The following is a 25,199-nucleotide window of genomic DNA, read 5'->3' as shown; positions in this document are numbered from 1 at the left end:
CGGTGGGTCAGTTACAGATGTAGTTGCTGATACACCGCCTTCGCGAGCAAGCCCGCTCCCACAGTTTTGACCGAGTTCGACCACAACATACCGGTCGGTTCTAAGGCCGCCGCGCTTCTGCTTTTGATCTCGGATCGCACCGTCAAACACGTTGGCCGAACGCCCCTTCACCCCCAAAGCTCAAGGCTCCAACCCAATCCCCCGCAATATCACCCCCGTCACCGTCTGTATCGCCCTCTCGAACTGCATATCCGACAACGGCTGATGATCATTCAAAATCTTCACCTGATGATCAAAGTCGGCATAGTGCTGGGTCGAGGCCCAGATCATATACAGCAGGCTCGACGGCTCCACCGGCAGGATGCGTTTGTCTTCCACCCATTGGCGAATTTTCGCTTCTTTCATCTTGGCCCAATCGTACAGGCTTTCATCCAGCGCTTCACCAAGGGTGGGCGCACCGTGGATGATTTCGTTGGCCCAGACTTTCGAACCATAGGGCCGGGTGCGCGAGCGCTGCATCTTGGCGCGAATGTAGCTGCTGAGCACCACCCGAGGGTCATCGAAGGTTTCGAAGCTCAGGGCGTCCTGCTTCCACACTTCCAGCAGGTCGAACAGTACCGCGCTGTACAGCTCGCTCTTGGTGGTGAAGTAATAATGCAGGTTGGAACGCGGCAGTTGCGCTTGTTCAGCGATGTCGGCCATGGCGGTGCTGCCATAGCCTTTTTCGGCGAAGATCTTCTCCGCCGCCAGCAGGATTTTCTCGACGTTGGCCCGACGAATTCCGATCTTGTGATTGCCCATAAGGGCTCCCTGACAAAGACATACGCCAAAGACTACCACCCGCTCTAGATCGGGGCGACAGGCGCAGTCGAAACTTCGTACACTGCCTGCTCCTACCCATTGATTGGTATTGCACAATGTTGATCAAGCAAGCCCTGACCACCGTCGCCCTGTTCGCTTCCCTGCTGGGTGCTTCGGCGGCGTTTGCCCATGCACACCTTCAACGCTCGGAACCGGCGGCAGACAGCAGCGTCGCGGCGCCCAAAGATTTGCGCCTGACCTTCAGCGAAGGCGTCGAGGCGACCTTCACCAAGGTGTCGCTGAGCAAGGACGGCACTGAAGTCGCGATAAAAGGCCTGGAAACCCCGGACGCGGACAAGAAGGTCTTGGTGGTCACCCCGGCCGCCCCGCTCGCGACCGGCCACTACAAAGTGGTGTGGAATGCGGTCTCGGTCGACACTCACAAGAGCAGCGGCGAATACAGCTTCAAGGTTGGCCAGTAATCCATGGTGACGCTGTTGGTGCTGTGCCGCTTCGTGCATTTCACCGTCGTGTTGCTGATGTTCGGGGCCTGTGCGTTCAGGCCCTGGCTGCTGGGTGCCGCACCGCAGCCGGGGCTGGACCGGCAACTCACGCGTCTCACCCGTGGCCTGGCCGCGGTGGGGTTGTTCACCGGCGTGGCCTGGCTCTTGTTGATCACCGCCAGCATGGCCGGCAGTTGGGACGCCGCCTTGCAGCCGGCCACCGTGCAGTTGGTACTGGGCAAGACGTTTTTTGGCCAGGTGTGGGTGTGGCATCTGTTGCTCAACCTGTTGCTGGTGATCGTGCTGGTCAAGCCCTGGCGCGCCCTGCGCCTGCCGCTCATCGCGCTGCTGCTGGCGACGCTAGCACCGGTCGGCCACGGCGCCATGCTCGACGGGCTCAGCGGGCAATTGCTGATCCTCAACCAGGCGGTGCACCTGGTGTGCGTCGGTGCGTGGCTCGGTGGGTTGCTGTTGCTGGTGTTGATCCTGCGGCAGCCGCAAGGCGTGGCGCTGGAGCCGATCCTGCGACGTTTCAGCGGTGTGGGTTATGGCCTGGTCGCCGGGTTGCTGGTGACCGGGTTGATCAATGTGCGCGTACTCACCGGGCAACTGTGGCCAACGCCCTTGTTCAGCGGGTTTGCGCTGATTCTGTTGATCAAGGTGATGTTGGTCGGGGGGATGCTGGCACTGGCGCTGCTGAATCGGCTGCGCATCGAACGTTGCGAGCAACGCCTGGGCAGTTTGAAGGCCAGTGTGATGACGGAATGGTTACTAGGTGTTGCAGCGGTGGCGGCGGTTTCGCTGCTGGGCACTCTGCCGCCGATGGTCATGGCCGGCTGAATACGCCTGTTGAAATGCATTCAGTGTGGGAGCTGGCTTGCCTGCGATGCAGACGACTCGGTCTGGCAGGCATGTCGCGGCGATGCTATCGCAGGCAAGCCAGCTCCCACATTGACCGTGCCCGTCCTAATCCGCGACGATTTTAATCATCGTATAACTTCCCCTTGACACGCCTGCAAAACCCCGCAAATATCCCGCTCAATGTTGTACGACAACGTATAACAAATAATAAAAACAACAAAAGAAAGGGAGCATCACTGTGCGTCAATCCGTCCGCAATTCCTCCTCGTGTCTCGGTCTCATCAGTCTTGGCAGCCTCGCCCTTACCCTCCCCCTCGGCGCCCACGCCGAAGGTTTCGTCGACGACGCCAAGGCCACGCTCAACTTGCGTAACGCCTACTTCAATCGCAACTTCACCAACCCGACCAACCCCCAGGGCAAAGCCGAAGAATGGACCCAGAGTTTCATCCTGGATGCCAAGTCCGGCTTTACCCAGGGCACCGTAGGTTTCGGGATCGATGTGCTGGGCCTGTACTCGCAAAAGCTCGATGGCGGTAAAGGCACCGGCGGTACGCAGTTGCTGCCGATTCACGACGATGGCCGCCCCGCCGATAACTTCGGGCGTCTGGGCGTTGCGCTGAAAACCAAACTGTCGAAGACCGAACTGAAGGTCGGCGAATGGATGCCGGTGCTGCCGATCCTGCGCTCCGACGATGGCCGCTCGCTGCCCCAGACCTTTCGTGGCGGCCAGGTCACCTCCAACGAAATCGCTGGGTTGACCCTCTACGGCGGGCAATTTCGTGGCAACAGCCCGCGCAACGACGCGAGCATGGAAGATATGTTCATGAACGGCCGAGCGGCGTTCACCTCGGACCGTTTCAACTTCGGCGGCGGCGAATACACCTTCAACGACAAACGCACCCAGGTCGGCGTCTGGTACGCCGAACTCACCGATATCTACCAGCAGCAGTACTTCAACCTGACCCACAGCCAACCCGTGGGCGACTGGACCCTGGGCGCCAACCTCGGCTTCTTCAACGGCAAGGAAGACGGCAGCGCCCTGGCCGGCGACCTCGACAACAAGACCGCATTCGCCCTGCTCTCGGCCAAGTACGGCGGCAACACCTTCTACGTCGGCCTGCAAAAACTCACCGGCGACAGCGCCTGGATGCGTATCAACGGCACCAGCGGCGGCACCCTGGCCAACGACAGCTACAACGCCAGCTACGATAACGCCAAGGAAAAATCCTGGCAGGTGCGCCATGACTTCAACTTCGTGGTGCTCGGCGTGCCGGGGCTGACCCTGATGAACCGCTATATCAGCGGCAGCAACGTGCACACCGGGGCGATCACCGATGGCAAGGAATGGGGGCGTGAATCGGAACTGGCCTATACGGTGCAGAGCGGTGCGCTGAAGAACCTCAACGTGAAATGGCGCAACGCGACCATGCGTCGGGATTTCAGCAATAACGAGTTCGATGAGAACCGGATTTTCGTCAGCTACCCGATCTCGTTGTTGTAAGGACTGCGTCAAACGGGGGATTGGTTGCCGACACAAATCCCCTGTGGGAGCGGGCTTGCTCGCGAAGGCGGTGTGTCAGTCGAAGTCCGCGTCACTGACACACCGCCTTCGCGAGCAAGCCCGCTCCCACTTTTGGAGTCTCATTCGTCTGTAAGAACGTTGACAACCTGGGGCCGCCTAACAATACTTCGACACAGTCATACGACAACCTACAACAAAAAATTGGAATCCCCATGACCACCACCACCCAAGCTCCCTTCAACCGCCTGCTGCTCACCGGTGCGGCCGGCGGCCTCGGCAAAGTCCTGCGCGAACGCCTGCGTCCTTACGCCAAGGTACTGCGCCTGTCGGACATCGCCGACATGGCTCCGGCTGCCGACCCGTCCGAAGAAGTCCAGCCCTGCGACCTCTCCGACAAACAAGCCGTGCACCAACTGGTCGAAGGCGTCGACGCAATCCTGCACTTCGGCGGCGTATCGGTAGAACGCCCCTTCGAAGAAGTGCTCGGCGCCAACATCAGCGGCGTTTTCCACATCTACGAAGCCGCGCGGCGTCACGGTGTGAAGCGCGTGATCTTTGCCAGTTCCAACCACGTGATCGGCTTTTACAAACAGGGCGAAAAACTCGACGCCCACTCCCCGCGCCGTCCGGACAGCTACTACGGCCTGTCCAAGTCCTACGGCGAGGACATGGCCAGTTTCTACTTCGACCGCTACGGCATCGAGACCGTCAGCATCCGCATCGGCTCCTCGTTTGCGCAACCGCAGAACCGCCGGATGATGCACACCTGGCTGAGCTTCGACGACCTGACCCAACTGCTCGAACGCGCGCTGTACACGCCAAACGTCGGCCACACCGTGGTCTATGGCATGTCGGATAACCTCGACACCTGGTGGGACAACCGCTACGCCGCACACCTGGGCTTCGCGCCCAAGGACAGCTCCGAAGTGTTCCGCACCCAGGTCGAAAGCCAGCCACCGGTGGCCGAAAACGACCCGGCCAAGGTTTATCAAGGCGGTGCGTTCTGCGCGGCCGGACCATTCGGTGACTGAGTTCACATCAACCAAGGGAATGACCGGCCATGACTGCTGAACTGATCGTCGACGCCCGCAATGCCGTGGGCGAATGCCCGGTGTGGGTGCCCGAGGAAAACGCGCTGTACTGGGTGGACATCCCCAACGGCGGCCTGCAACGCTGGAGCGCCGCCACCGGGCACATCGCCGCGTGGACAGCGCCGCAGATGCTCGCCTGTATTGCCCGCACCGATGCGGGCAACTGGGTCGCCGGAATGGAAACCGGCTTCTTCCAGCTTACCGCGCACAACGACGGCAGCCTCGACACCACGCCCCTGGCGAGTGTCACGCACCCGCGCCCGGACATGCGCCTGAATGACGGCCGTTGTGATCGCCAGGGCCGTTTCTGGGCCGGCAGCATGGTGCTGAACATGGGCCTGAACGCAGCCGAAGGCATCTTGTATCGCTACGCAGCCGGCTCGGCGCCCCATGCCCAACTGGACGGTTTCATCACCCTGAACGGCCTGGCCTTCAGCCCCGACGGCCGCACAATGTACGCCTCGGACTCGCACCCGCTGGTGCAGCAGGTCTGGGCGTTCGACTACGACATCGACACCGGCACGCCGTCCAATCGCCGCGTGTTCGTGGATATGCACCAGCACCTCGGCCGCCCCGACGGCGCCGCCGTGGACGCCGAGGGCTGCTACTGGATCTGCGCCAACGACGCCGGGCTGGTCCACCGTTTCACCCCCGACGGTCGCCTCGACCGTTCCCTCATCGTGCCGGTGAAAAAACCCACCATGTGCGCCTTTGGCGGCAGTCGCCTGGACACCCTGTTCGTCACCTCGATCCGTGATGACCAGAGTGAGCAGTCGCTGTCCGGCGGCGTGTTTGCCCTCAACCCTGGCGTCACCGGATTGCCGGAGCCCACGTTCACCCTCTAGCTGCATCGCTCTGCCCTTGAACTAAAAACAATAACAAGACTGGAGATGTACCCGATGGACTTCAAACGCACCTTGCTCGCCGCTGCATGCTTGACCCTCTGCAGCGCCGCCCACGCGCTGGAAATCAAATTCGCCGACATCCATCCCGCCGGCTACCCCACCGTCGTGGCGGAAGAAAACATGGGCAAGGCCCTGACCAAGGAAAGCAACGGCGAACTGACCTTCAAGTATTTTCCGGGCGGCGTCCTGGGTTCCGAGAAGGAAGTGGTCGAACAGGCCCAGGTCGGCGCCATCCAGATGACCCGCGTCAGCCTCGGTATCGTCGGCCCGGTGGTACCGGACGTGAACGTATTCAACCTGCCGTTCGTGTTCCGTGACCAGGCGCATATGCGCAAGGTCATCGACGGCGAGATCGGCGATGAAATCCTCGCCAAGATCACCGACTCCGAATTCGGCCTGGTCGCCCTGGCCTGGATGGACGGCGGCACGCGCAACCTCTACACCAAGAAACCGGTGCGCAAGATCGAAGACCTCAAGGGCATGAAGATTCGCGTGCAAGGCAACCCCTTGTTCATCGATGCCTTCAACGCCATGGGCGCCAACGGCATTGCCATGGACACCGGCGAAATCTTCAGCGCCCTGCAAACCGGTGTGATCGATGGCGCGGAAAACAACCCGCCGACCATGCTTGAGCACAACCACTTCCAGAACGCCAAGTACTACACCCTCACCGAGCACTTGATCCTGCCCGAACCCATCGTGATGTCGAAAATCACCTGGAACAAACTCACCCCCGCACAGCAGGACATGGTGAAAAAAGCCGCCAAGGCCGCCCAGGCTGACGAGCGCGTGCTGTGGGATGCCAAGTCCGCCAGCAGTGAAGCCAAGCTCAAGGCCGCTGGCGTGGAGTTCATCACCGTCGACAAAAAGCCGTTCTACGACGCCACCGCGGCGGTACGTGCCAAGTACGGCGCGCCTTACGCTGACATCATCAAGCGTATCGACGCCGTTCAGTAACGCCCTCCTCTCCCTGCAAGGCCGGGCGCGGTCCCTATCGACCGCGCCCGGTTACGGTGAACGCCATGAAGAATTTACTGCTGCGCATCAACGACCGCATCTACATGACCTGCATCTGGGTCGCCGGCCTCTCGGTGCTCGGGGTGGCACTGATCATTCCCTGGGGCATCTTCGCCCGCTACGTCCTCGGTACCGGTTCCAGTTGGCCCGAGCCCACCGCCATCCTGCTGATGCTGGTATTCACGTTTATCGGCGCGGCCGCCAGTTACCGCGCCGGGGCGCATATGTCGGTGGCCGTGATCACTGACCGCCTGGCGCCCCGCCAGCGCCAAATCGCGGGCATCGTCTCGCAATTGCTGATGGGCACCATCTGCCTGTTCATGACCATCTGGGGCACCAAACTGTGCCTGTCCACCTGGAACCAGTTCATGAGCGCCATTCCCACCCTGCGCGTGGGCATCACCTACATGCCGATTCCGATCGGCGGGCTGCTGACCCTGATCTTTGTCGTGGAAAAACTCCTGCTCGGTGACCAGAGCAACCGTCGGGTCGTACGTTTTGACCTGGTAGAAGAAAGCGAAGGGGCCGCCTGATATGGACGCGTTGATTCTGTTGGGCAGTTTTATCGCCTTGATCCTGATCGGCATGCCCGTGGCCTATGCCCTGGGGCTGTCGGCGCTGATTGGCGCGTGGTGGATCGACATTCCGTTCCAGGCCCTGATGATTCAGGTCGCCGGCGGGGTGAACAAGTTTTCGTTGATGGCGATTCCGTTCTTCGTGCTGGCCGGGGCGATCATGGCCGAGGGCGGCATGTCGCGGCGGCTGGTGGCCTTCGCCGGGGTGCTGGTGGGCTTCGTGCGCGGCGGCCTGTCGCTGGTGAACATCATGGCCTCGACTTTTTTTGGGGCAATTTCCGGCTCGTCGGTGGCCGATACCGCCTCGGTCGGTTCGGTGCTGATCCCGGAAATGGAACGCCGTGGCTATCCGCGTGAATTCGCCACGGCCGTGACCGTCAGCGGCTCGGTGCAAGCGCTGCTGACGCCGCCCAGCCACAACTCGGTGCTCTACTCCCTGGCGGCCGGCGGCACGGTCTCGATCGCCTCGCTGTTCATGGCCGGCGTGGTGCCGGGCCTGCTGATGAGCGCGTGCCTGATGGTGCTGTGCCTGATCTTCGCGAAAAAGCGCGACTACCCCAAAGGTGAAGTCATTCCGTTGAAGCAGGCGCTGAAAATCGCCGCCGACGCGCTCTGGGGCCTGATGGCCATGGTGATCATCCTCGGCGGCATCCTCTCGGGTATTTTCACCGCCACCGAGTCCGCCGCGATTGCCGTGCTGTGGGCGTTCTTCGTGACCATGTTCATCTACCGCGACTACAAATGGAGCGAGCTGCCCAAGCTGATGCACCGCACGGTGCGCACCATTTCCATCGTGATGATCCTCATCGCCTTCGCCGCCAGCTTCGGCTACATCATGACGCTGATGCAGATTCCGGCGAAAATCACCACGATGTTCCTGACCCTGTCGGACAACCGCTACGTGATCCTGATGTGCATCAACGCCATGCTGCTGTTGCTCGGCACGGTGATGGACATGGCGCCGCTGATCCTGATCCTCACGCCGATTTTGCTGCCGGTGGTGCTGGGCATTGGTGTGGACCCGGTGCACTTCGGCATGATCATGCTGGTGAACCTGGGCATCGGCCTGATTACCCCGCCGGTGGGCGCGGTGCTGTTCGTGGGCGCGGCGGTGGGCAAGGTCAGTATCGAGAAGACCGTGAAGGCACTGCTGCCGTTTTATGCGGTGTTGTTCGCGATTCTGATGGCGGTGACCTACATTCCAGCCTTGTCGCTGTGGCTGCCGAGCGTGGTGTTGTAAACCGACTCATCAGACGAAGAAAATCCAATGTGGGAGCGGCGGTGCGACGATTCGACTTGCTCGCGAAGGCGGTGCATCAGTCGATTAATCTGTCGACTGACACTCAGCTTTCGCGAGCAAGCCCGCTCCCACATTTGGCTCTCCAGTGTTTGATCTATTTGATACGGCGGGAAATCATGTCTTCAACGTTCCTTGAACTGCGCGATCAACTCACCCTCCTCACCCTGGCGCCCTCTGTTGGTGGCAGCATCGTCAACTGGACGGTACGCGCCAGCGGCCAGCCGCTGCTACGCCACAGCGATGAACAGGCAATCAACACCGGCTTGCCGGGCAAGCTCGGCTGCTACCCCCTGGCCCCCTGGTCCAACCGGATCGGCGCAGGCGGCTTCGCCAACCCGGACGGCTGGCTGGCCCTGGCGCCCAACAGCCTCACCGACCCGTTGCCGATTCATGGCTCGGCCTGGCAACAGGCGTGGCAGGTCGTGAGCCAGTCGGCGCATGAGGTGGTGTTGGCCGTTGAGTGCGACACGCCGTTCGCCTATCGCGCCGAGCAACGGTTTCGATTGAATGACGGTGAACTGAGCATCGCGTTGCGCGTGACCCATCTGGCGGAACACGCCGCGTGGCATGGCCTGGGGTTGCATCCCTACTTCCCGCGCCGGGCGGGTACTCGGCTGCAGGCCAAGGCTTCGCAGGTGTGGATGAGTGATGCGTCCAAGTTGCCCACCGGGCTGGCAAACGTGCCGGATGCGTGGGACTTCCAGGCATTAAAAGCTCTACCCCAAGGCCTGGTGGACAATGGCTTTTGCCAGTGGGACGGGCATTGCCGCATCGAACAACCGGAACTCGGTTATGCGCTGGACTGCCAGGCCAGCGGCGCCGATTACTTCCTGCTGTACTGCCCGCCGGGGTTGGGGTTCTTTTGCATCGAACCGGTGAGCCATCCGGTGAATGCGCATCACCTGCCGGGCCGCCCTGGCCTCACGTTGCTGGAACAAGGCCAGTCAACCCACCTCGATTTCACCCTGAAATACACACCCCATTTGCCTGCGATAGCCTCAGACACCACACCGTTGTAGTGAGCGGGCTTGTCGAATCGTCGCACCGCCCGCGCTGGGTGGCGAAGCCGCCCCAAACCAGGCGACTCGGTTTTGCGCGTAACTCGGCGGTAACTGTATTAGGGCGGCTTCGCCACCCAGCGCGGGGCAAGCCCGCTCACTACAGATTTCTCCTGCACATTCAGAAATTTTGCTCCTCGATTGTGTCAGGGTGGACTGTTTTTCAGCCGCCCCGCGGTGTCGATACTGACCACCACCGAAAGCCCCGGCCGCAACCGCTCGCTCTCGGCCTGACCCGGATCCACCGTGATTCTCACCGGCACCCGCTGCGCAATCTTCACAAAGTTGCCGGTGGCGTTATCCGCCTGCAACAGGCTGAACTCCGAGCCAGTCGCCGGCGAAATATGCTGCACCGTGCCGTGGAATCTGCGGTGGTTGAGGGCATCGACGGTGAAGGTCACCGGCTGGCCGACCTGCACATTGTCCATCTGGGTTTCTTTCAGGTTGGCGATCACCCACAGCTGCGGCGGCACCAGCGCCATCAATTGCGCGCCGGAATTGACGTAGGCCCCCAGGCGCACGCCGATCTGCCCCAACTGGCCGTCACGCGGCGCGGTGATGCGCGTATTGGACAGGTCGATACGCGCCAGCTCCACCGCCGCCTCGGCACTCGCCACCGCGGCTTCCAGCGAACCCCGGTTGACGATCACCGTCTGCAAATCCTGCCGGGCGATTTCCAGGCTGGCCTGGGCTTGCGCGACAGCGGCGAGGGTCTGTGCATGGGCGGCGCGGGTCACATCCAGCTCACGCTTGGACACCGAGCCGTCGCTGATCAACGCTTCGTTGCGGCGCAGGTCGGCGGTGCTCTTGCGCGCCTGCGCCTGGCTGTCCGCCAAGGCCGCCTGGCGCAACTTGATCGTGGCTTCGGCGCTGTTGCGCTGCTGCACCACATTCGCCAACGATGCCTGCTGCACCGCCAATTGTGCCAGCGCCTGATCGAGACGCTGCTTGTAGATGCGGTCATCGAGACGCACCAGCAGGTCGCCGGCCTTCACGTGCTGGAAATCCTGCACCGGCACTTCGAACACATAACCGCTGAGCTGCGGGCCGATGATCGTGACCTGCCCACGTACCAGGGCGTTCTCGGTGGTCTCCACCGCACTGCTGAACGGCGGCAATTGCCAGGCGTACAGCACGATCAGCACACCGATAATCGCAATCGCGGCAAAGCCCAGCGACGAGAGGATGCGCACCCGCAAGGAGCGCGGTTCAGTCACCGTTGCGCCCGGCGGCGTAGTGCCTTCCGGGGTGGAGGCGATTGCGTTGGTGGTTGTGGTGGTGGGTTCGGTCATGACGGTGCGCCGCTGGGTTGAACGGGAGTGGCTGCTTTGGTGGTGCTCATCAGCCACAGACTGCGGATAAAGATCCAGATCATGGTCAGGATCGCGATGATCGCGATCAGCATGAAGACATCGTTGTAGGCCATCACGTTCGCTTCACGGGTGGCCGCCGTGGCCAGGCTGCGAATGCCCATCAGGTTGCGCAGCTCGGGGTCGGCGGCAATCCCGGCATAGGCCGAGCCGCCGCTCTGCACCCGCGCGGCCACACGCGGGTCGAGCAGGGTCAGGTGCTCGACGATCATGCTGGAGTGATATTTCTCGCGCACGATCTGGAAGGTGCCCAGCAACGCCGCGCCGATCAGGCCGCCCAGGTTCTGGCAGATACCGAACATCACCGAAAAGCTCACCAGGTTGCGCGGGTTGGCCAACACGTTCTTGGTGCCCAGCACCATGGTCGGCCCCAGAAAGAACGTACCGCCGAAGCCTAGCAGGAACTGGCTGATGTACAGGTTCTGCGGCCGGGTCAGGTTGCTGGAAAAACTGTCCATCACCGAGCCGGTGGCCATCAGCGCCAGGGAGATCACCAGGGGCATCAGCAAATGCGCCGGGTTGATCGTCAGCGCGCTCACCGACAACCCGGCAATCGCCCCGGCCAGCATCACCACGTACAGCGTGTGCATCTGCTGGTAGCTCATGTTCAACATCTGCATGAACCCCACGGCGCCGGTGGACTGTTCGGACAGCACCATGCGAATCAGGATCACCGCCAGCGCCAGGCGAATCATGGTGCCGCTGCCCAGCCAGCGGGTCATCAGCAGCGGGTTGGCGCGGTTATGCTCGATGGCCAGACCGGCCATGATCAGCACCAGGGAACAGGCCGAGGCGATGCCGATCCACGGTGCTTCCAGCCACCAGTCGATGCGCCCCAGCGACAGCACCGCGCAAAGCAGGGCGACGCCGGTGGCGAGGATGGCAAAGGTCAGGAAGTCGAGTTTTTCAAAGGTCTTGAACCGGTCGCCCGGGGGCAGCTTGAGCAGGAACACGCACCCCAGGCAGATCAGCGCCAAGCCCAGCTCGAACAGGTACAGCCCGCGCCATTCGGCGATTTGCAGCAAATCTTCAGAGAACAACCGCGCCAGCGGCAACGCCAACTGCGCCGTGCCGAGGCCCAGCACCAGCGCCTTCAAGCGCCACTTGGCCGGGAAGGCCTGGATCATGTAGTACAAACCCAACGAAGTCAGCGCCGCCCCGACCATCCCGTGTGCCGCCCGCACGGCGATGGCCGAGTTGAGGTCATTGACGAACAAATGCCCGAAGGTCACCAGCGCATAGAGCACCAGGAACACCTCGGTAAACACGCGCAGGCCGAACTGCTGGCGAAATTTGACCAGCAGCAGGTTCATGCACACATTGGTCATCACGTACGCGGCGGGCAGCCAGGCCATTTCGGCGGTGGTCGCGCCAAGCGCGCCTTGCAGGTATTGCAGGTTGGCGATCACCAGCGCGTTCCCCAGCCCACCGGTAATTGCCACCAGCACGCCGACCATCGCGAACAGCCAGCGCTTGTGCGTCGGGTGCAGCGGCGTAGACGGCGAACCGGGCAGGCTGGGCCGCTCATGCGGCTCCCAGGTGCGGGGGGTGTATTTGTTCATTCAGTGGCCTTGATGAACCGACGGGGGAAGTCGGTGGAACCTTTACTCAGGGAGTGGAAAACCTGGGCAGAGTTCATCTTGCCATCTTGAAGCGGAAATTGATGCTGGATGCGGACACGGTCAAAAATACGGGAGCGGCGGTGCGACGATTCGACTTGCTCGCGAAGGCAGTGGGTCAGTTACTACATCCAGCGACTGACACTCCGTATTCGCGAGCAAGTCGAATCGTCGCACCGCCGCTCCCACATTGGACGTGTTTTGTTTTGAAGACTGCGATCAAGAAGCGACAGGGCAGTCGCGGCTCAAGACGGCTTCAACCAACATCTGTGCCATTTCAACAGACTGCACCAGCGTCATTAATTGTTCGCGGTGAACACCCTGCATATGCTGAGCTGCCTCATGCCCCGTGACCGCAGCCGTTTCAAGAATTTCACTGGCGTTGCTCAGCGCCTCTTCCGTGCTTACATCAGAACGAACGCTAAAGAGCGGATGGGTTAAAGCCGTTTCGGGGGGATTGGGAGTAGCTTTTTTCATAGTGAAGCTCCTGACATAGATGGAGCCGCCTCCCTCGTGACCAAACGAAAGGTGGCAGGCCGTACGCAGGTTGGTCAACCGGGATGTCAGGCACCCGGCGCACTCGAAAGTGCCCCGCGCACAGCCCACCATGAAGCATTCTCGCAAGCACAAAAAAGCGCCTGAAATACCTCGTTGGCGCTTGTGCGCCTGACATTGGACGGGTGACCAAACCCGGTCACTGATTTTGCAGTGACGGGACGAATCATAGGCGGCGCAGTTTGTGGATGCAACTGGTGGCGATGCAAACACCTCAGTACATCAGGCACCCCGAGTTGATGCCATCGCAGCATAGGTATCTACACAATTTTGGCACGACGCTGAATGGGCTGTTGTGGCGAGCGGGCTTGTCGAATCGTCGCACCGCCCGCGTTGGGCTGCGAAGCAGCCCCAATGAAGACGAATGCGGAGTATCAGACTGTCCTCTGCGCCTGGTTTTGGGGCTGCTGCGCAGCCCAACGCGGGACAAGCCCGCTCGCCACAGGGGAATTCGCCAGCCTCTGAAAATTGTGTAGATACCTATGGCCATCGCAGGCAAGCCAGCTCCCACATGGAATGCACAGTCAAACCCAACCCAACCAACTCCAGTACGTAGCTGCAAACACCAGCATCAGTAGATAGCCAATCAACGTCACCAGAACCCCCACCTTGGCAAACTGCCGCGCCGTGAACGTCCCCGTCCCCAGGCACACCATATTCTGCGGCGCATTGATCGGCAGGATAAACCCGTAGCTCATTACAAACCCCAACAGCATGGTCATGCCCAACCGGCTAAAATCACCCGGCAAGGTCTGCAGCACTGCAATCAGGATCGGCAGCAACGCCGAGGTCAGCGCGGTGGCGCTGGCGAAACCCAGGTGAATCAGGATCAGGAACGCGCCAAGGATCGCAAACACGCCCAACGGCCCCACCTGATCCAGCCCCGTGTGGGCCACAACAGTGGAACCCAGCCACTGCCCGGCCTGGGTCGTCAGCAGCGCCGTGCCCAGGCTGATGCCCACGCCGAACACGATGACCGTGCCCCACGGGATACGCGACTGCACATCCTTCCAGGTCATCACGCCAATGCCCGGCAGCAGCAGGAATACCAACCCGGCATAGGTCGTGGAGGTGGTGTCGAAACTGTGCAGCCGACCTTCTGTCGCCCAGGCCAGCAGCAGCAGGACCGACACGCTTAACAGACGCTTTTGCGGCCCGGTCATCGGCCCTATCTCTGCCAGCGACTGTGCCACTGCCTCTTTACCTCCAGGGATGCTGTCGGTTTCCGGCGGCAACAGTTTGAGCACCAGGAACAGCAGCACCGCCGACATGATCAACGCCCACGGCGCACCGGCGATCAGCCAGTCGATCCACGACACGCGCTGGCCGAGCATCTTGTCCATGAAGCCGACCGTCAGCAGGTTCTGCGCAGCGGCGGTCTGGATGCCGACGTTCCAGATGCTGGTGCCCTGGGCCACCACGATCATGATGCCGGCGGCGATATTCGAGCGTTTGTCGACGCCGAACGCGGCGATCACGCCCATCATGATCGGCACCACACAGGCACTGCGTGCGGTGGCGCTGGGCACTACCAGGCTGAGCAGAATGGTCACCGCAATCGCCCCCAACAGGATGCGTCGGGTGCTGGTGCCCACTCGGCTGAGCGTGACCAGCGCGATACGTCGGTCCAGGCCGGTGTGGGTCATGGCGGCGGCGATGAACAGCGCGCCCGCCACCAGCGCCAGCGCCGGGTTGGAGAAGCCGGTGAGCGCCATGCTGATCGCAGGGCTGGTGCCGATCAGGTGCGCAGGGTCCTGGATCGACGGCGCGGTGCCGAGCAAAAACGCCATGAGCGAAGTGATCATGATCGCGCTGGCTTCATAGGACACCGCTTCAGTGATCCACACCACTACGGCAAACGCGAGGATCGCCAGCATGCGGTGCCCGGCCACGGGCAAGTCGGCGGGCAGCGGCAACAACAGCACGCCGACCATCACCAGCACGGCGAACACCAGGCCCAGGGGCAACTTGAATGATGCAGCGGTTGTTGCGGGGGCGTTCATGGGGTGCTCCGTCGGCCTTTAAATCAGGCGCGGAGCATGGCGCAAACTGCTGGGTGCGGTGTTGACGGGTGTCAACCGCTTCCCATGTGGCGGCTGGTTGTGTGGGAGCTGGCTTGCCTGCGATAGCATCACCGCGGTGCAACCGGCATACCGCTGTGATGCTATCGCAGGCAAGCCAGCTCCCACAGAGGTCTACTCCCACATGGGGGTTCGGTTCGCTGTGGAGTCAGCCGAGCATCTGGCTCAGGACCGCGCGCAATTTGCCGGGCTTGACCGGCTTGTTCAACAGCGGTGCGTCGAGCCGCCGCAACGCGCGGCGGCACTGGTCGGTGCGGTCGGCCGTAATGATCACCGCAGGAATCTTCTGCTCGAAATGCTCGCGTAAATGGCGCACCACCTGGCACCCCACCACCCCATGGTCCAGGTGATAATCGGCCAGGATCAACTCCGGCGCCCTGCCCTCCAGCGCCAGCAAAGCACCGGCCTGGTCGGTGGCGGTGACCACTTCGCAGCCCCACTGCCCGAGCAACGCGCGCATGCTTTCGAGGATGCTCACCTCGTTGTCGATCACCAGCAACCGCCGCCCCGGCAGCGGGTTGCCCGTGGTCGGTTGCACCGGCAGTTGGCTGATCGGCAGCGGCATTTCATCACTCAGGGGCACTTCGATGCTGAACATCGAGCCACGCCCCGGCCACGAACGCACCGCAATCGGATACCCGAGAATATCGGCGATACGCTCGACAATCGCCAAGCCCAGCCCCACGCCCTTGCGGTCCGCCGCGCGGCCGACATCGAGCTGGTTGAACTCGAGGAAGATTGCCTGCAGCCGGTCCGCCGCAATGCCGCGCCCGGTGTCCCATACCTCCAGGCGCAAACCATTACCGCGCTTGCGCGCGCCGAGCAGGATGCAACCCTCGTCGGTATAACGGCAGGCATTGCTCAGGAAATTACGCAGGATCCGCGTCAGCAGGCGCAGGTCGGTGTTGATCGCATAGCAGCCGGTATGCACCCGCAGGTTCAACCCGGCCGCCTGGGCCACCGATTGAAACTCCGAGACCAGCGGCGCAAACAGCTCGTCGAGGCGATACAGCGCCACATCCGGCTTGACCGCCGCCTGATCCAGCCGCGAAATATCCAGCAAGTCGGTGAGCAGGTCCTCGGCCCCCTCCAGCGCCTGGTGCGTGCGCTCCACCAGCACCTGCTCAACGCTGGGCAATTGCCGCTCACGCAGGGTGGCGATCAACAACCGCGCCGCATTCAAAGGCTGCAGCAGGTCATGGCTGGCCGCGGCCAGGTATTTGTCCTTGCTGCGGTTGGCGGCCTGGGCGGCGTCGCGGGCGTCGCGCAAGTCCTGCTCAACCTGTTCGCGCTGGGCGATCTGCTGCTGCAAGTTGTGGTTGGCCTCCAGCAGTTCGTCGGTGCGCGCCGCGACACGCTGCTCCAGCTCATCGTTGAGGCGGATATAGCGGTTGCGCTCGGCCTCCAGTTCATCCAGGCGTGCCGTCAGCTCGGGATAGTGGCTCTTGCGCGCCGACTGGTTGCCCAGCCCGAGCAGACCCGCAAGCGCGCGTTGCTGGTCGTCAGAGAGCTTCGCCATAGACGACCTCGACGTCACGCTGGCTCGATTCCCTCGGGTTGGTGAGGATGCACGGGTCGTGCATCGCATGCTGGGACAGGAACGGAATATCGGCCACGCGCACCCCATGCAAACCGAGGGTTTCGTGGAAGCCAATCGCATGCTTGAGCGCAATCAGGTGTTCCACCAGGCGCCCGCAGATCTGCCGATGATTGAGGCCCCGGCAGTCGATGCCAAACGTCTCGGCGATCACTTTGAAGCGTTCCGGCGCCGAGTTGTAATTGAAGGCCACCACATGCTCCACCAATACCGCGTTGCACAGCCCGTGAGGCAAGTCGAGAAAACCGCCGAGGCTGTGGGACATCGCGTGCACCGCACCCAGGATCGCATTGGAAAACGCCAGCCCGGCCTGCATGCTGCCGAGCATGATTTTTTCGCGCAGGGCGATGTCGCCGGGGTTGGCAATCATCTGCACCAGGTTGCCATTGATCAGGCGCATCGCCTCCAGCGCATGGGGGTCGGTGAGCGGGCCGTGGCCGGTGGAGACGAACGCTTCGATGGCATGCACCAACGCGTCGATGCCGGTGCAGGCGGACAGGAACGGGTCCATGCTGGCGGTGGTTTCCGGGTCGATCAGCGATACGTCCGGCACCACCGCCTTGCTGACGATGGAGAACTTCATGCGTTCCTGCTGGTTGGAAATGATCACGAACTGCGAGACATCCGCCGAGGTGCCGGCGGTGGTGGGGATCAGGATCAGCGGCGGGCTGGGCACGCGGATGGTGTCGACGCCTTCGAACTCCAGGATGCTGCGCCCATGGGCTACCACGATACCGATGGCCTTGCCGCAGTCCATCGGGCTACCGCCGCCGATGGCCACGATCACGTCGCAGTGGTTTTCGCGGTACACCTCGGCGCCGGTCATCACTTCTTCGACGCGCGGGTTGGGCGAGACGGCGCTGTACAGGCAATAGTCGATACCGATGGCTTGCAGGCTGGCTTCCACATCGGCGACCCAACCGGCGGCGATCACGCCGGGGTCGCTGACCACCAGTACTTTGCGCGCGCCAAAGGTCTTGGCGCAATTGCCGACGTTGTGTCGGCAGCCGGCACCAAAGATGATTTCAGGCGAGACGAATTTACGCAGGAGGCTCAGGTTTGGGCTCATTGGAAAGCCTGTTTTTATTATTCTGGAAGATGCGCTCCACACTAACCGATCCGGCTGCGAATGCAATCAGACCAAAGAGGCATCCTCCTGGTAGTACCCGCGGTCAGCGGTTGGCGAAGTACATCGTGACTTCAAAGCCGATACGCAGGTCGGTGTAGGTCGGTTTGGTCCACATGGGGGCAGTCCTCTTGTTGTGCCGGAGGGTTCCGGTCGAGTCATTAATGCATGGGGCGTGTGCGCGGCGAATGCTACTTTCGAAGGAATTGGCACGCTGCATTAGTATCAGAGTCACATCAACCAAATGTGGGAGCTGGCTTGCCTGCGATAGCTATAGGTATCTACACATTTTTGTAGTGAGCGGGCTTGACGAATCGTCGCACCGCCCGCGCTGGGCTGCGAAGCGGCCCCAAACCAGGCGGCCGGGTTCTACCTCTAGTTCGGCGATGCCTTTATTGGGGCGGCTTCGCCACCCAGCGCGGGCGGTGCGACGATTCGACAAGCCCGCTCACTACAGGGAGATTTTTCAGCCTTTTAAATTATGTAGATACCTATGGCTATCGCAGGCAAGCCAGCTCCCACAGGTGATGGCATTTCAAGTCAGGGTTAGAAGAACCCCAGTGGGTTGATGTCGTAGCTCACCAGCAGGTTTTTGGTCTGTTGGTAATGGTCGAGCATCATTTTGTGGTTTTCACGGCCGACACCGGATTTTTTATACCCCCCAAACGCCGCATGCGCCGGGTACAGGTGATAACAGTTGGTCCACACCCGCCCGGCCTTGATCGCCCGGCCCATGCGGTACGCGCGGTTGATGTCGCGGGTCCACAGGCCGGCGCCCAGGCCGAACTCGCTGTCGTTGGCGATCGCCAGCGCTTCGGCCTCGTCCTTGAAGGTGGTAATACCCACCACCGGACCGAAGATTTCTTCCTGGAACACGCGCATCTTGTTGTGGCCCTTGAGCAGGGTCGGCTGGATGTAATAACCGCTGGCCAGGTCGCCCTCCAGACGCTCGGCCGCGCCGCCGGTCAACAGCACTGCGCCCTCTTCCTGGGCGATCTTCAGGTAGGAGAGGATCTTGTCATATTGCTGCTCGGACGCCTGGGCGCCGACCATGGTCTCGGTGTCCAGCGGGTTGCCACGCTTGATCTTGACGATCTTCTTCATCACCACTTTCATGAAGTCGTCGTAAATCGACTCCTGCACCAGGGCCCGCGACGGGCACGTGCACACTTCGCCCTGGTTGAAGAAGGCCAGCACCAGGCCTTCGGCGGCTTTTTCGATGAATTGCGGCTCGGCCTGCATGATGTCTTCAAAGAAGATGTTCGGCGACTTGCCGCCCAGTTCCACGGTGGACGGAATGAGGTTCTCGGCGGCCGCGTGCATGATGTGTGCGCCCACCGGAGTGGAACCGGTAAAGGCGATCTTGGCGATGCGCTTGCTGGTGGCCAGCGCCTCCCCCGCTTCGCGGCCGAAGCCCTGGACGATATTCAGCACGCCCGGCGGCAGCAGATCATTGATCAGCTCGGCAAACACCATGATCGACAGCGGCGTCTGCTCGGCCGGCTTGAGCACGATGCAGTTACCGGCGGCCAACGCAGGCGCCAGTTTCCACGCGGCCATCAACAGCGGGAAGTTCCACGGGATGATCTGCCCGACCACACCCAGCGGCTCATGAAAATGGTAAGCGGCGGTCAGTTCGTTGATCTCGGCGGCGCCGCCTTCCTGGGCGCGGATGCAACCGGCGAAGTAGCGGAAATGATCAGCGGCCAGCGGCACGTCGGCGTTGAGGGTTTCACGCACGGCCTTGCCGTTGTCCCAGGTCTCGGCCACGGCCAGCACTTCGAGGTTCTGCTCGATACGGTCGGCGATTTTCAGCAGTACCAGGGAGCGGTCCTGGGCCGAGGTCTTGCCCCAGGCGGCGGCGGCGGCGTGGGCGGCGTCGAGGGCCTTGTCGATATCGGCGGCGCTGGAGCGTGGGAATTCGGCGATGACTTCGCCAGTGACCGGCGAGGTATTGGTGAAGTATTCGCCATTGATCGGTGCGACGAACTCACCACCGATGTAATTGCCGTAGCGCGGTTTGAAGCTGACGATGGCGCCGGGGGTGCCAGGTTGTGCGTAGATCATGGTGAGGCCTCTATTTATTGTTGGGTATTGATGGGCTGCATCTGGGTGCGTTCGTACTGCGGGTACAAATGAGTCACGCTGCGGGTCAGTTCGTAGCGCGCCAGGTTGATGGCCGAGAATCGTTCGGGAATCGGGCTGCGGATCAGCTCGGGCATGTCGCGGCCTTGGGCCGCACCGTCGCGCAGCAACTGGTCGAGCCAGGTGAGGTAGTCGCGCATCTGTTCGAAGGGTTTCGCGTCGGTCGCGATGGGGCCGTGGCCGGGCACCACCAGCGTCCATGGCAAGCCTTGCAGGGTGGCGATGTCCGCCCGCCACTGCGCAAGGCCCGGTGTATGCGGGGTGGTGAGTGCGCGCTGGTAGAACACCAGGTCACCGGCGAACAGCACGCCGGTCGTGCGGTCGAGGATCGCCAGGTCAGCGCCCGTGTGGCCGCGCAGATGCAGCAGCTGCAGATCGTGGCTGCCGAAGGTTTTCACGCCGGCCTGCAGCACTTCGCCGGGCAGGACCACTTCGGTGCCGCGCATCCAGTCGCCGACCAGGCGGTACAGGTTCTCGGCCAGGCTGTCGCCCTGCGCATGCAGCAACTCCGCGGTGCCGGCCAGGGCGCCGATCGGCACATCCTTGAACGCTTGGTTGCCCAGCGCATGGTCGGGATGGTGGTGAGTCAGCAACACCTGGATCACCGGCTTATCGGTGACCCGTGCGATGGCCTGGCGCAGTGCTTCGCCGTAGCGCCTGGACGGCCCGGTGTCGATCACCACTACGCCGGCTTCGGTGACGATGAACCCGACGTTGACGATGTTGCCGCCGTTATCCTTGGTGAAATTGGCCGTGCTGCCTTCCAGCAGCCAGGTGTCGTCGGCGATCAAGCGGGGCTTGAGGCCGTAATCCAGCTCGGCCAGCACCGGCAGGCTGAACAGGATCAGCCAGAGCATTATCCAGCGTGGGTTCATGGGATGGCCGCCTCGAATTGGCTGCCGCTGGTGTCGCGCAGGATCAGGCGTGTGGGCCCAGGGCCCTCGATGTCAAAGGCCAGGTTGGGGTTTTCGCTGACGGCGGGGAACAGTTCCAGGCGCGCCAACAGCCGGTCGTCGTCACCGTGCAGTTCGGCATGGTTGATGAAAAACTCGGGAATGCCGCTGACCATGCCGTTATCCATCGGGTGGGCAACGTGCAGCTTTACCCGGCTGAACATTGCGCGCGGGTAACGCCCGCCGAGCACTTCGCCCAGGTGGTCCTCCCAACCTGGTTGCGTGCGTACCACGCTGGGCGCCGTGCAGCCGCCGCCGGCGGCATCGATCAGGGCCGAGCCGACGTGCCACAGTCCGTCCCGGGTCAACACCGCCGCGCGCAACGGCGTGGCCTGTTCGATACGCACGCGGATCGACAGCCATGGCAGCACGCGCTCCATGGGCTGGAAGTCGACGATCTGCGGCAGCGGGTTGAGTTCGGCCCAGGCGAGGATCTTGACCACGTCACCCTTGAATGCGCGGGCATCGATCTCCAACGGTACCTGGCGCGCATCTTCGGCGAACGGCGGCGCCAGGAGCTTGACCCGCTCGTCGAACACGAACGGTGCATTGGCGAGAAAAAGCTGGTGATAGTAGGCCCACATCACCGAGGGCACCGGGTCGACGGGCGCGCCCCAGGCCAGCATCGGCACACAACAGATCCACCACCCGCGCAGGCGCATGGCTTACTCCTCGACGTGCACGCTGTCGAGGTAGGTGCGCACCGCCCACAGGGCTTCCTGGCTCAGGTAGTCGGCCATCTTCGGCATGTACACCCGGCCATCGCGCACGGCGCCGTGGCGGACGCGCTCGACGAACCATTCATCCCCGGCGTCGCCGGCATCGAGCATGCGCAGGTCGGGCGCGATTCCGCCGGACTTGGCTTCCAGGCCATGGCACGCCGCGCAGTTCTGGTTGTACGCCGAGGCGCCGACCTCCACCGCCTTGTCACGTTCGGAGGTGGTGCGATAAGGGTTGGTGGCGGCCCAGCCATCGGCGTCCAGCGGCACGCCGGCGTCCTTGATCGGCGTGAGGCCTTTGGTTTCCACGGCGGTTGGGGTCACGTTGCCGTGGGCCCAGGCGGAACCGGCACCGATCGCACCGGCAAGCAGGCAGGCAGTCAGCAAGGCGTTGCGTTTTGTTGTCATTATTTTTCCCTCAGGATTGCACGCAAGACCTCTTGGCAGAGGCCATGGCAACCATCTTAGGAAGCGCTCGACGGCACCCGTATGCTGCTTTGGTGGCCGGGTTCTCATCCGTTGGTAGCAGGCCTTGTGGGGCACTGCTAAATCAGAGGCGGTTCGGGAAATTGTCCCGGCAACACCGGGACTTTTTCCGTATTCGCCACCCCCGCCAGGCAGCAACCTGTACAGGCCAAAACCTCCACTGGGAACTGCAACCATGACAATAAGATCGCTACCCGCCCGCTCACCTTTAAGCCTTGCCGTGCAGGCTTTTCTGCTGGTGGGCAGCCTGTCCCTCAGTGCCGCGAGCCATGCCGCCGCTGACCCCGCTGCCAAGCCGACCCACAACGTGACCTGGGAAGACATCGCCAACGATCACCTGACCACCAAGGACGTGCTGCAATATGGCATGGGCACCAATGCCCAGCGCTGGAGCCCCTTGGCCCAGGTCAACGACAAGAACGTGTTCAAGCTCACCCCGGCCTGGTCCTACTCGTTCGGCGACGAGAAGCAGCGTGGCCAGGAATCCCAGGCCATCGTCAACGACGGCGTGGTGTACGTCACCGGCTCCTACTCCCGCGTGTTCGCACTTGATGCGAAGACCGGCAAGCGCCTGTGGACCTACAACCACCGCTTGCCCGACAACATTCGCCCGTGCTGTGACGTGGTCAACCGTGGCGCGGCGATCTTCGGCGACAAGATCTACTTCGGCACCCTCGACGCGCGCCTGATCGCCCTCGACAAAAACACCGGCAAAGTGGTGTGGAACAAGAAATTCGGCGACCACGCCGCCGGCTATACCATGACCGGCGCCCCGGTGCTGATCAAGGACAAGGTCAGCGGCAAGGTGCTGCTGATCCACGGCAGCTCCGGCGATGAATTCGGCGTAGTCGGCCAGCTGTATGCACGTGACCCGGACACTGGTGAAGAAGTCTGGATGCGCCCGTTCGTGGAAGGCCACATGGGCCGCCTGAACGGCAAGGACAGCACGCCGACCGGCGACGTGAAGGCGCCGTCGTGGCCCGATGACCCGACCACAGAAACCGGCAAGGTCGAGGCGTGGAGCCATGGCGGCGGCGCACCTTGGCAGAGCGCGAGCTTCGATGCCGAGACCAACACCATCATCGTCGGCGCCGGCAACCCAGGCCCGTGGAACACCTGGGCGCGCACCGCCAAGGACGGCAACCCCCATGACTTCGACAGCCTCTACACCTCGGGCCAGGTCGGCGTCGACCCCAGCACCGGCGAAGTGAAGTGGTTCTACCAACACACCCCGAACGACGCCTGGGACTTCTCCGGCAACAACGAACTGGTGCTGTTCGACTACAAGGACAAGGACGGCAAAGTGGTCAAGGCCACCGGCCATGCCGACCGCAACGGCTTCTTCTACGTGGTGGACCGCAACAACGGCAAGCTGCAGAACGCCTTCCCGTTCGTCGACAACATCACCTGGGCCAGCCACATCGACCTCAAGACCGGCCGCCCGGTGGAAAACGAAGGCCAGCGTCCGGCCAAGCCATTGCCCGGTGAAACCAAGGGCAAGTCGGTGGAAGTCTCGCCGCCGTTCCTCGGTGGCAAGAACTGGAACCCCATGGCTTACAGCCAGGACACCGGTCTGTTTTACATCCCGGGCAACCAATGGAAAGAGGAATACTGGACCGAAGAGGTCAACTACAAGAAAGGCTCGGCCTACCTGGGCATGGGCTTTCGTATCAAACGCATGTACGACGATCACGTCGGCACCCTGCGCGCGATGAACCCGACCACCGGCAAGGTGGTGTGGGAGCACAAGGAAGCCCTGCCGCTGTGGGCCGGCGTGCTGGCGACCAAGGGCAACCTGGTCTTCACCGGCACCGGCGACGGCTTCTTCAAGGCCTTCGACGCGAAAACCGGCAAGGAACTGTGGAAGTTCCAAACCGGCAGCGGCATCGTCTCGCCGCCGATCACCTGGGAACAGGATGGCGAGCAGTACATCGGCGTGACCGTCGGCTATGGCGGTGCGGTGCCGCTGTGGGGCGGCGACATGGCCGAACTGACCAAGCCGGTGGCACAGGGTGGGTCGTTCTGGGTGTTCAAGATCCCGAGCTGGGATCAGAAAACCGCGCAGAAATAACCCTGGGCAGGGAGAGTGAAAACACTCTCCCTGCTGTTCTTCTTTAGAGGCCTTGCCATGAAACTCTTGCCTTTACTGCTCCTGCTAAGCCTGCCTCTGGCCCATGCCGACGACGGCGACGACGCCCCGCTGATCATCAACGGCTGCACCATCGCCGAACACAGCCAATGCCCCGGCGCCGACCTCAAGGGTGCGAACCTGAGCAACCAGAACCTGAGCAAAATGAACCTGGCCGGGGCCGACCTGCGCGAGGCCAACCTGCGCCACGCCAACCTCGACCTGGCCAACCTGGAAAAAGCCCGGTTGCAAGGCGCCAACCTGACCCGCGCCAGCCTGCAACAAAGCAACCTGCGCCTGGCGGACTTGACCGGCGCCACGCTGACCGCCGTGCAAGGCTGGGGCATGTTTGCCCAGGGCGCGCAATTTGAAAACGCCAACCTCAGCGCGGCCTACCTGCAGTTTGCACGCTTGTCGGGCGCGAAGCTGCACAAGGCCAACCTGCGTGCGGCGGATCTGGAGATGACCTGGTTGAGCAAGGCTGACCTGCAGGGTGCCGATCTGAGTGATGCCAATTTGCAGGAGGCCAAGTTTGGGGAGAGTAATTTGGAAAAGGCCAGGCTTACGGGGAGCCGGCAGCATTATGCGAATTTTCAGGATGCGAATATGGAGGGGTGTGAGGGGTGCCCTGGGGGGTGGGATCGTTGAGGTGATTTCCGTGGCGGCCTCTGGGCCGACCAGGCTTTTGGGTTGACGGTGTACATATCCGTTATTTGGGTAACGGCGGCTATTGGTTCCGCCCTTACGGCGGGTCACTTTTGGAAAGAGCCCAAAAGTAACCAAAAGG

Annotated in this window: 23 protein-coding genes; 11 read left to right on the top strand and 12 right to left on the bottom strand. The window is 62.2% G+C overall.

The features are described 5' to 3' along the window. Positions 1-180: 180 nt before the first annotated feature. On the bottom strand, positions 181-801 hold the full coding sequence (locus tag H0Z09_RS26510) for a TetR/AcrR family transcriptional regulator (protein WP_076954650.1): 621 nt from the start codon (positions 799-801) through the stop codon (positions 181-183). A 116-nt stretch (positions 802-917) separates the two neighbouring features. Between H0Z09_RS26510 and copC the strand changes: the two genes are divergently transcribed. The 9 genes from copC (at position 918) to H0Z09_RS26465 (ending at position 9,594) form a co-directional block, all read left to right on the top strand. Continuing rightward, positions 918-1,283, top strand: a complete 366-nt coding sequence (copC, locus tag H0Z09_RS26505; RefSeq protein ID WP_186694733.1) for a copper homeostasis periplasmic binding protein CopC — start codon at positions 918-920, stop codon at positions 1,281-1,283. A gap of 3 nt (positions 1,284-1,286) precedes the next feature. Then, a complete protein-coding gene (copD, locus tag H0Z09_RS26500; RefSeq protein ID WP_186694731.1) occupies positions 1,287-2,144 on the top strand; it encodes a copper homeostasis membrane protein CopD in 858 nt (285 codons plus the stop codon). A 259-nt stretch (positions 2,145-2,403) separates the two neighbouring features. Next, on the top strand, positions 2,404-3,666 hold the full coding sequence (locus H0Z09_RS26495) for an OprD family outer membrane porin (protein ID WP_186694729.1): 1,263 nt from the start codon (positions 2,404-2,406) through the stop codon (positions 3,664-3,666). 233 nt (positions 3,667-3,899) lie between these two features. Continuing rightward, positions 3,900-4,718: an NAD(P)-dependent oxidoreductase gene (locus H0Z09_RS26490; protein ID WP_186694727.1), complete on the top strand. Its 819-nt coding sequence runs from the start codon at positions 3,900-3,902 to the stop codon at positions 4,716-4,718. A 29-nt stretch (positions 4,719-4,747) separates the two neighbouring features. Beyond that, positions 4,748-5,623, top strand: a complete 876-nt coding sequence (locus tag H0Z09_RS26485) for an SMP-30/gluconolactonase/LRE family protein (RefSeq protein WP_186694725.1) — start codon at positions 4,748-4,750, stop codon at positions 5,621-5,623. 54 nt (positions 5,624-5,677) lie between these two features. Then, the gene (locus H0Z09_RS26480; RefSeq protein WP_186694722.1) at positions 5,678-6,640 is read left to right on the top strand and encodes a TRAP transporter substrate-binding protein; all 963 of its coding nucleotides are present in this window, start codon (positions 5,678-5,680) and stop codon (positions 6,638-6,640) included. A 65-nt stretch (positions 6,641-6,705) separates the two neighbouring features. Then, a complete protein-coding gene (locus tag H0Z09_RS26475) occupies positions 6,706-7,233 on the top strand; it encodes a TRAP transporter small permease (RefSeq protein ID WP_186694720.1) in 528 nt (175 codons plus the stop codon). A 1-nt stretch (position 7,234) separates the two neighbouring features. Beyond that, complete coding sequence (locus H0Z09_RS26470) at positions 7,235-8,515, top strand: TRAP transporter large permease (protein WP_186694718.1); 1,281 nt, start codon at positions 7,235-7,237, stop codon at positions 8,513-8,515. 176 nt (positions 8,516-8,691) lie between these two features. Next, entirely contained in the window at positions 8,692-9,594 is a 903-nt protein-coding gene (locus tag H0Z09_RS26465) for an aldose 1-epimerase (RefSeq protein WP_186694716.1), read from the top strand. Between the two features lie 185 nt (positions 9,595-9,779). Here the strand turns inward: H0Z09_RS26465 and H0Z09_RS26460 are convergent, their stop codons facing one another. The 11 genes from H0Z09_RS26460 to pedF form a co-directional block, all read right to left on the bottom strand. After that, a complete protein-coding gene (locus H0Z09_RS26460) occupies positions 9,780-10,925 on the bottom strand; it encodes an HlyD family secretion protein (RefSeq protein ID WP_186694714.1) in 1,146 nt (381 codons plus the stop codon). Next, positions 10,922-12,565, bottom strand: a complete 1,644-nt coding sequence (locus H0Z09_RS26455) for an MFS transporter (RefSeq protein WP_186694711.1) — start codon at positions 12,563-12,565, stop codon at positions 10,922-10,924. Before H0Z09_RS26455 ends, H0Z09_RS26460 begins: the two co-directional genes overlap by 4 nt. Positions 12,566-12,841: 276 nt before the next feature. Further along, complete coding sequence (locus H0Z09_RS26450; protein WP_186694708.1) at positions 12,842-13,099, bottom strand: DUF3077 domain-containing protein; 258 nt, start codon at positions 13,097-13,099, stop codon at positions 12,842-12,844. Positions 13,100-13,701: 602 nt separating this feature from the next. Beyond that, on the bottom strand, positions 13,702-15,180 hold the full coding sequence (locus H0Z09_RS26445; RefSeq protein ID WP_186694706.1) for a DASS family sodium-coupled anion symporter: 1,479 nt from the start codon (positions 15,178-15,180) through the stop codon (positions 13,702-13,704). A gap of 226 nt (positions 15,181-15,406) precedes the next feature. After that, on the bottom strand, positions 15,407-16,777 hold the full coding sequence (locus tag H0Z09_RS26440) for a hybrid sensor histidine kinase/response regulator (RefSeq protein ID WP_186694704.1): 1,371 nt from the start codon (positions 16,775-16,777) through the stop codon (positions 15,407-15,409). Further along, the gene (gene ercA / locus H0Z09_RS26435; RefSeq protein WP_076954664.1) at positions 16,761-17,924 is read right to left on the bottom strand and encodes an alcohol dehydrogenase-like regulatory protein ErcA; all 1,164 of its coding nucleotides are present in this window, start codon (positions 17,922-17,924) and stop codon (positions 16,761-16,763) included. The genes H0Z09_RS26440 and ercA overlap by 17 nt, the downstream gene beginning before the upstream one ends. 103 nt (positions 17,925-18,027) lie before the next feature. Next, positions 18,028-18,099 carry a pyrroloquinoline quinone precursor peptide PqqA gene (gene pqqA / locus H0Z09_RS26430; protein ID WP_124086857.1) on the bottom strand — a complete coding sequence of 24 codons (72 nt, stop codon included), beginning with the start codon at positions 18,097-18,099 and terminating at the stop codon, positions 18,028-18,030. A 428-nt stretch (positions 18,100-18,527) separates the two neighbouring features. Next, positions 18,528-20,048: an aldehyde dehydrogenase family protein gene (locus H0Z09_RS26425; RefSeq protein WP_186694703.1), complete on the bottom strand. Its 1,521-nt coding sequence runs from the start codon at positions 20,046-20,048 to the stop codon at positions 18,528-18,530. A gap of 14 nt (positions 20,049-20,062) precedes the next feature. Continuing rightward, positions 20,063-21,001 carry a quinoprotein relay system zinc metallohydrolase 1 gene (locus tag H0Z09_RS26420; protein ID WP_186694702.1) on the bottom strand — a complete coding sequence of 313 codons (939 nt, stop codon included), beginning with the start codon at positions 20,999-21,001 and terminating at the stop codon, positions 20,063-20,065. Beyond that, positions 20,998-21,741, bottom strand: a complete 744-nt coding sequence (locus H0Z09_RS26415; RefSeq protein ID WP_186694701.1) for a quinoprotein dehydrogenase-associated SoxYZ-like carrier — start codon at positions 21,739-21,741, stop codon at positions 20,998-21,000. The genes H0Z09_RS26420 and H0Z09_RS26415 overlap by 4 nt, the downstream gene beginning before the upstream one ends. Before the next feature lie 3 nt (positions 21,742-21,744). Then, positions 21,745-22,206, bottom strand: a complete 462-nt coding sequence (gene pedF, locus H0Z09_RS26410; protein WP_186694700.1) for a cytochrome c-550 PedF — start codon at positions 22,204-22,206, stop codon at positions 21,745-21,747. Between the two features lie 253 nt (positions 22,207-22,459). Here pedF and exaA point away from each other — a divergent pair, with 253 nt between their 5' ends. Continuing rightward, the gene (exaA, locus tag H0Z09_RS26405) at positions 22,460-24,355 is read left to right on the top strand and encodes a quinoprotein ethanol dehydrogenase (protein ID WP_186694699.1); all 1,896 of its coding nucleotides are present in this window, start codon (positions 22,460-22,462) and stop codon (positions 24,353-24,355) included. Positions 24,356-24,412: 57 nt separating this feature from the next. Beyond that, positions 24,413-25,060 carry a pentapeptide repeat-containing protein gene (locus H0Z09_RS26400; RefSeq protein ID WP_186694697.1) on the top strand — a complete coding sequence of 216 codons (648 nt, stop codon included), beginning with the start codon at positions 24,413-24,415 and terminating at the stop codon, positions 25,058-25,060. The last annotated feature ends 139 nt before the right edge of the window (positions 25,061-25,199 follow it).

This window comes from Pseudomonas sp. SWRI18, assembly GCF_014268345.1.
Taxonomy (GTDB): domain Bacteria; phylum Pseudomonadota; class Gammaproteobacteria; order Pseudomonadales; family Pseudomonadaceae; genus Aquipseudomonas; species Aquipseudomonas cedrina.
Note: the sequence above shows the minus strand (reverse complement) of the source record. Positions and strands in the feature narration are given on the sequence as shown.

What these genes read in the sequence shown, in the direction of transcription:
- H0Z09_RS26510 (WP_076954650.1), bottom strand. Translation starts at nt 801, where the DNA reads ATGGGCAATCACAAGATCGGAATTCGTCGGGCCAACGTCGAGAAAATC.
- copC (WP_186694733.1), top strand. Translation starts at nt 918, where the DNA reads ATGTTGATCAAGCAAGCCCTGACCACCGTCGCCCTGTTCGCTTCCCTG.
- copD (WP_186694731.1), top strand. Translation starts at nt 1,287, where the DNA reads ATGGTGACGCTGTTGGTGCTGTGCCGCTTCGTGCATTTCACCGTCGTG.
- H0Z09_RS26490 (WP_186694727.1), top strand. Translation starts at nt 3,900, where the DNA reads ATGACCACCACCACCCAAGCTCCCTTCAACCGCCTGCTGCTCACCGGT.
- H0Z09_RS26485 (WP_186694725.1), top strand. Translation starts at nt 4,748, where the DNA reads ATGACTGCTGAACTGATCGTCGACGCCCGCAATGCCGTGGGCGAATGC.
- H0Z09_RS26480 (WP_186694722.1), top strand. Translation starts at nt 5,678, where the DNA reads ATGGACTTCAAACGCACCTTGCTCGCCGCTGCATGCTTGACCCTCTGC.
- H0Z09_RS26475 (WP_186694720.1), top strand. Translation starts at nt 6,706, where the DNA reads ATGAAGAATTTACTGCTGCGCATCAACGACCGCATCTACATGACCTGC.
- H0Z09_RS26470 (WP_186694718.1), top strand. Translation starts at nt 7,235, where the DNA reads ATGGACGCGTTGATTCTGTTGGGCAGTTTTATCGCCTTGATCCTGATC.
- H0Z09_RS26465 (WP_186694716.1), top strand. Translation starts at nt 8,692, where the DNA reads ATGTCTTCAACGTTCCTTGAACTGCGCGATCAACTCACCCTCCTCACC.
- H0Z09_RS26460 (WP_186694714.1), bottom strand. Translation starts at nt 10,925, where the DNA reads ATGACCGAACCCACCACCACAACCACCAACGCAATCGCCTCCACCCCG.
- H0Z09_RS26455 (WP_186694711.1), bottom strand. Translation starts at nt 12,565, where the DNA reads ATGAACAAATACACCCCCCGCACCTGGGAGCCGCATGAGCGGCCCAGC.
- H0Z09_RS26450 (WP_186694708.1), bottom strand. Translation starts at nt 13,099, where the DNA reads ATGAAAAAAGCTACTCCCAATCCCCCCGAAACGGCTTTAACCCATCCG.
- H0Z09_RS26445 (WP_186694706.1), bottom strand. Translation starts at nt 15,180, where the DNA reads ATGAACGCCCCCGCAACAACCGCTGCATCATTCAAGTTGCCCCTGGGC.
- H0Z09_RS26440 (WP_186694704.1), bottom strand. Translation starts at nt 16,777, where the DNA reads ATGGCGAAGCTCTCTGACGACCAGCAACGCGCGCTTGCGGGTCTGCTC.
- ercA (WP_076954664.1), bottom strand. Translation starts at nt 17,924, where the DNA reads ATGAGCCCAAACCTGAGCCTCCTGCGTAAATTCGTCTCGCCTGAAATC.
- H0Z09_RS26425 (WP_186694703.1), bottom strand. Translation starts at nt 20,048, where the DNA reads ATGATCTACGCACAACCTGGCACCCCCGGCGCCATCGTCAGCTTCAAA.
- H0Z09_RS26420 (WP_186694702.1), bottom strand. Translation starts at nt 21,001, where the DNA reads ATGAACCCACGCTGGATAATGCTCTGGCTGATCCTGTTCAGCCTGCCG.
- H0Z09_RS26415 (WP_186694701.1), bottom strand. Translation starts at nt 21,741, where the DNA reads ATGCGCCTGCGCGGGTGGTGGATCTGTTGTGTGCCGATGCTGGCCTGG.
- pedF (WP_186694700.1), bottom strand. Translation starts at nt 22,206, where the DNA reads ATGACAACAAAACGCAACGCCTTGCTGACTGCCTGCCTGCTTGCCGGT.
- exaA (WP_186694699.1), top strand. Translation starts at nt 22,460, where the DNA reads ATGACAATAAGATCGCTACCCGCCCGCTCACCTTTAAGCCTTGCCGTG.
- H0Z09_RS26400 (WP_186694697.1), top strand. Translation starts at nt 24,413, where the DNA reads ATGAAACTCTTGCCTTTACTGCTCCTGCTAAGCCTGCCTCTGGCCCAT.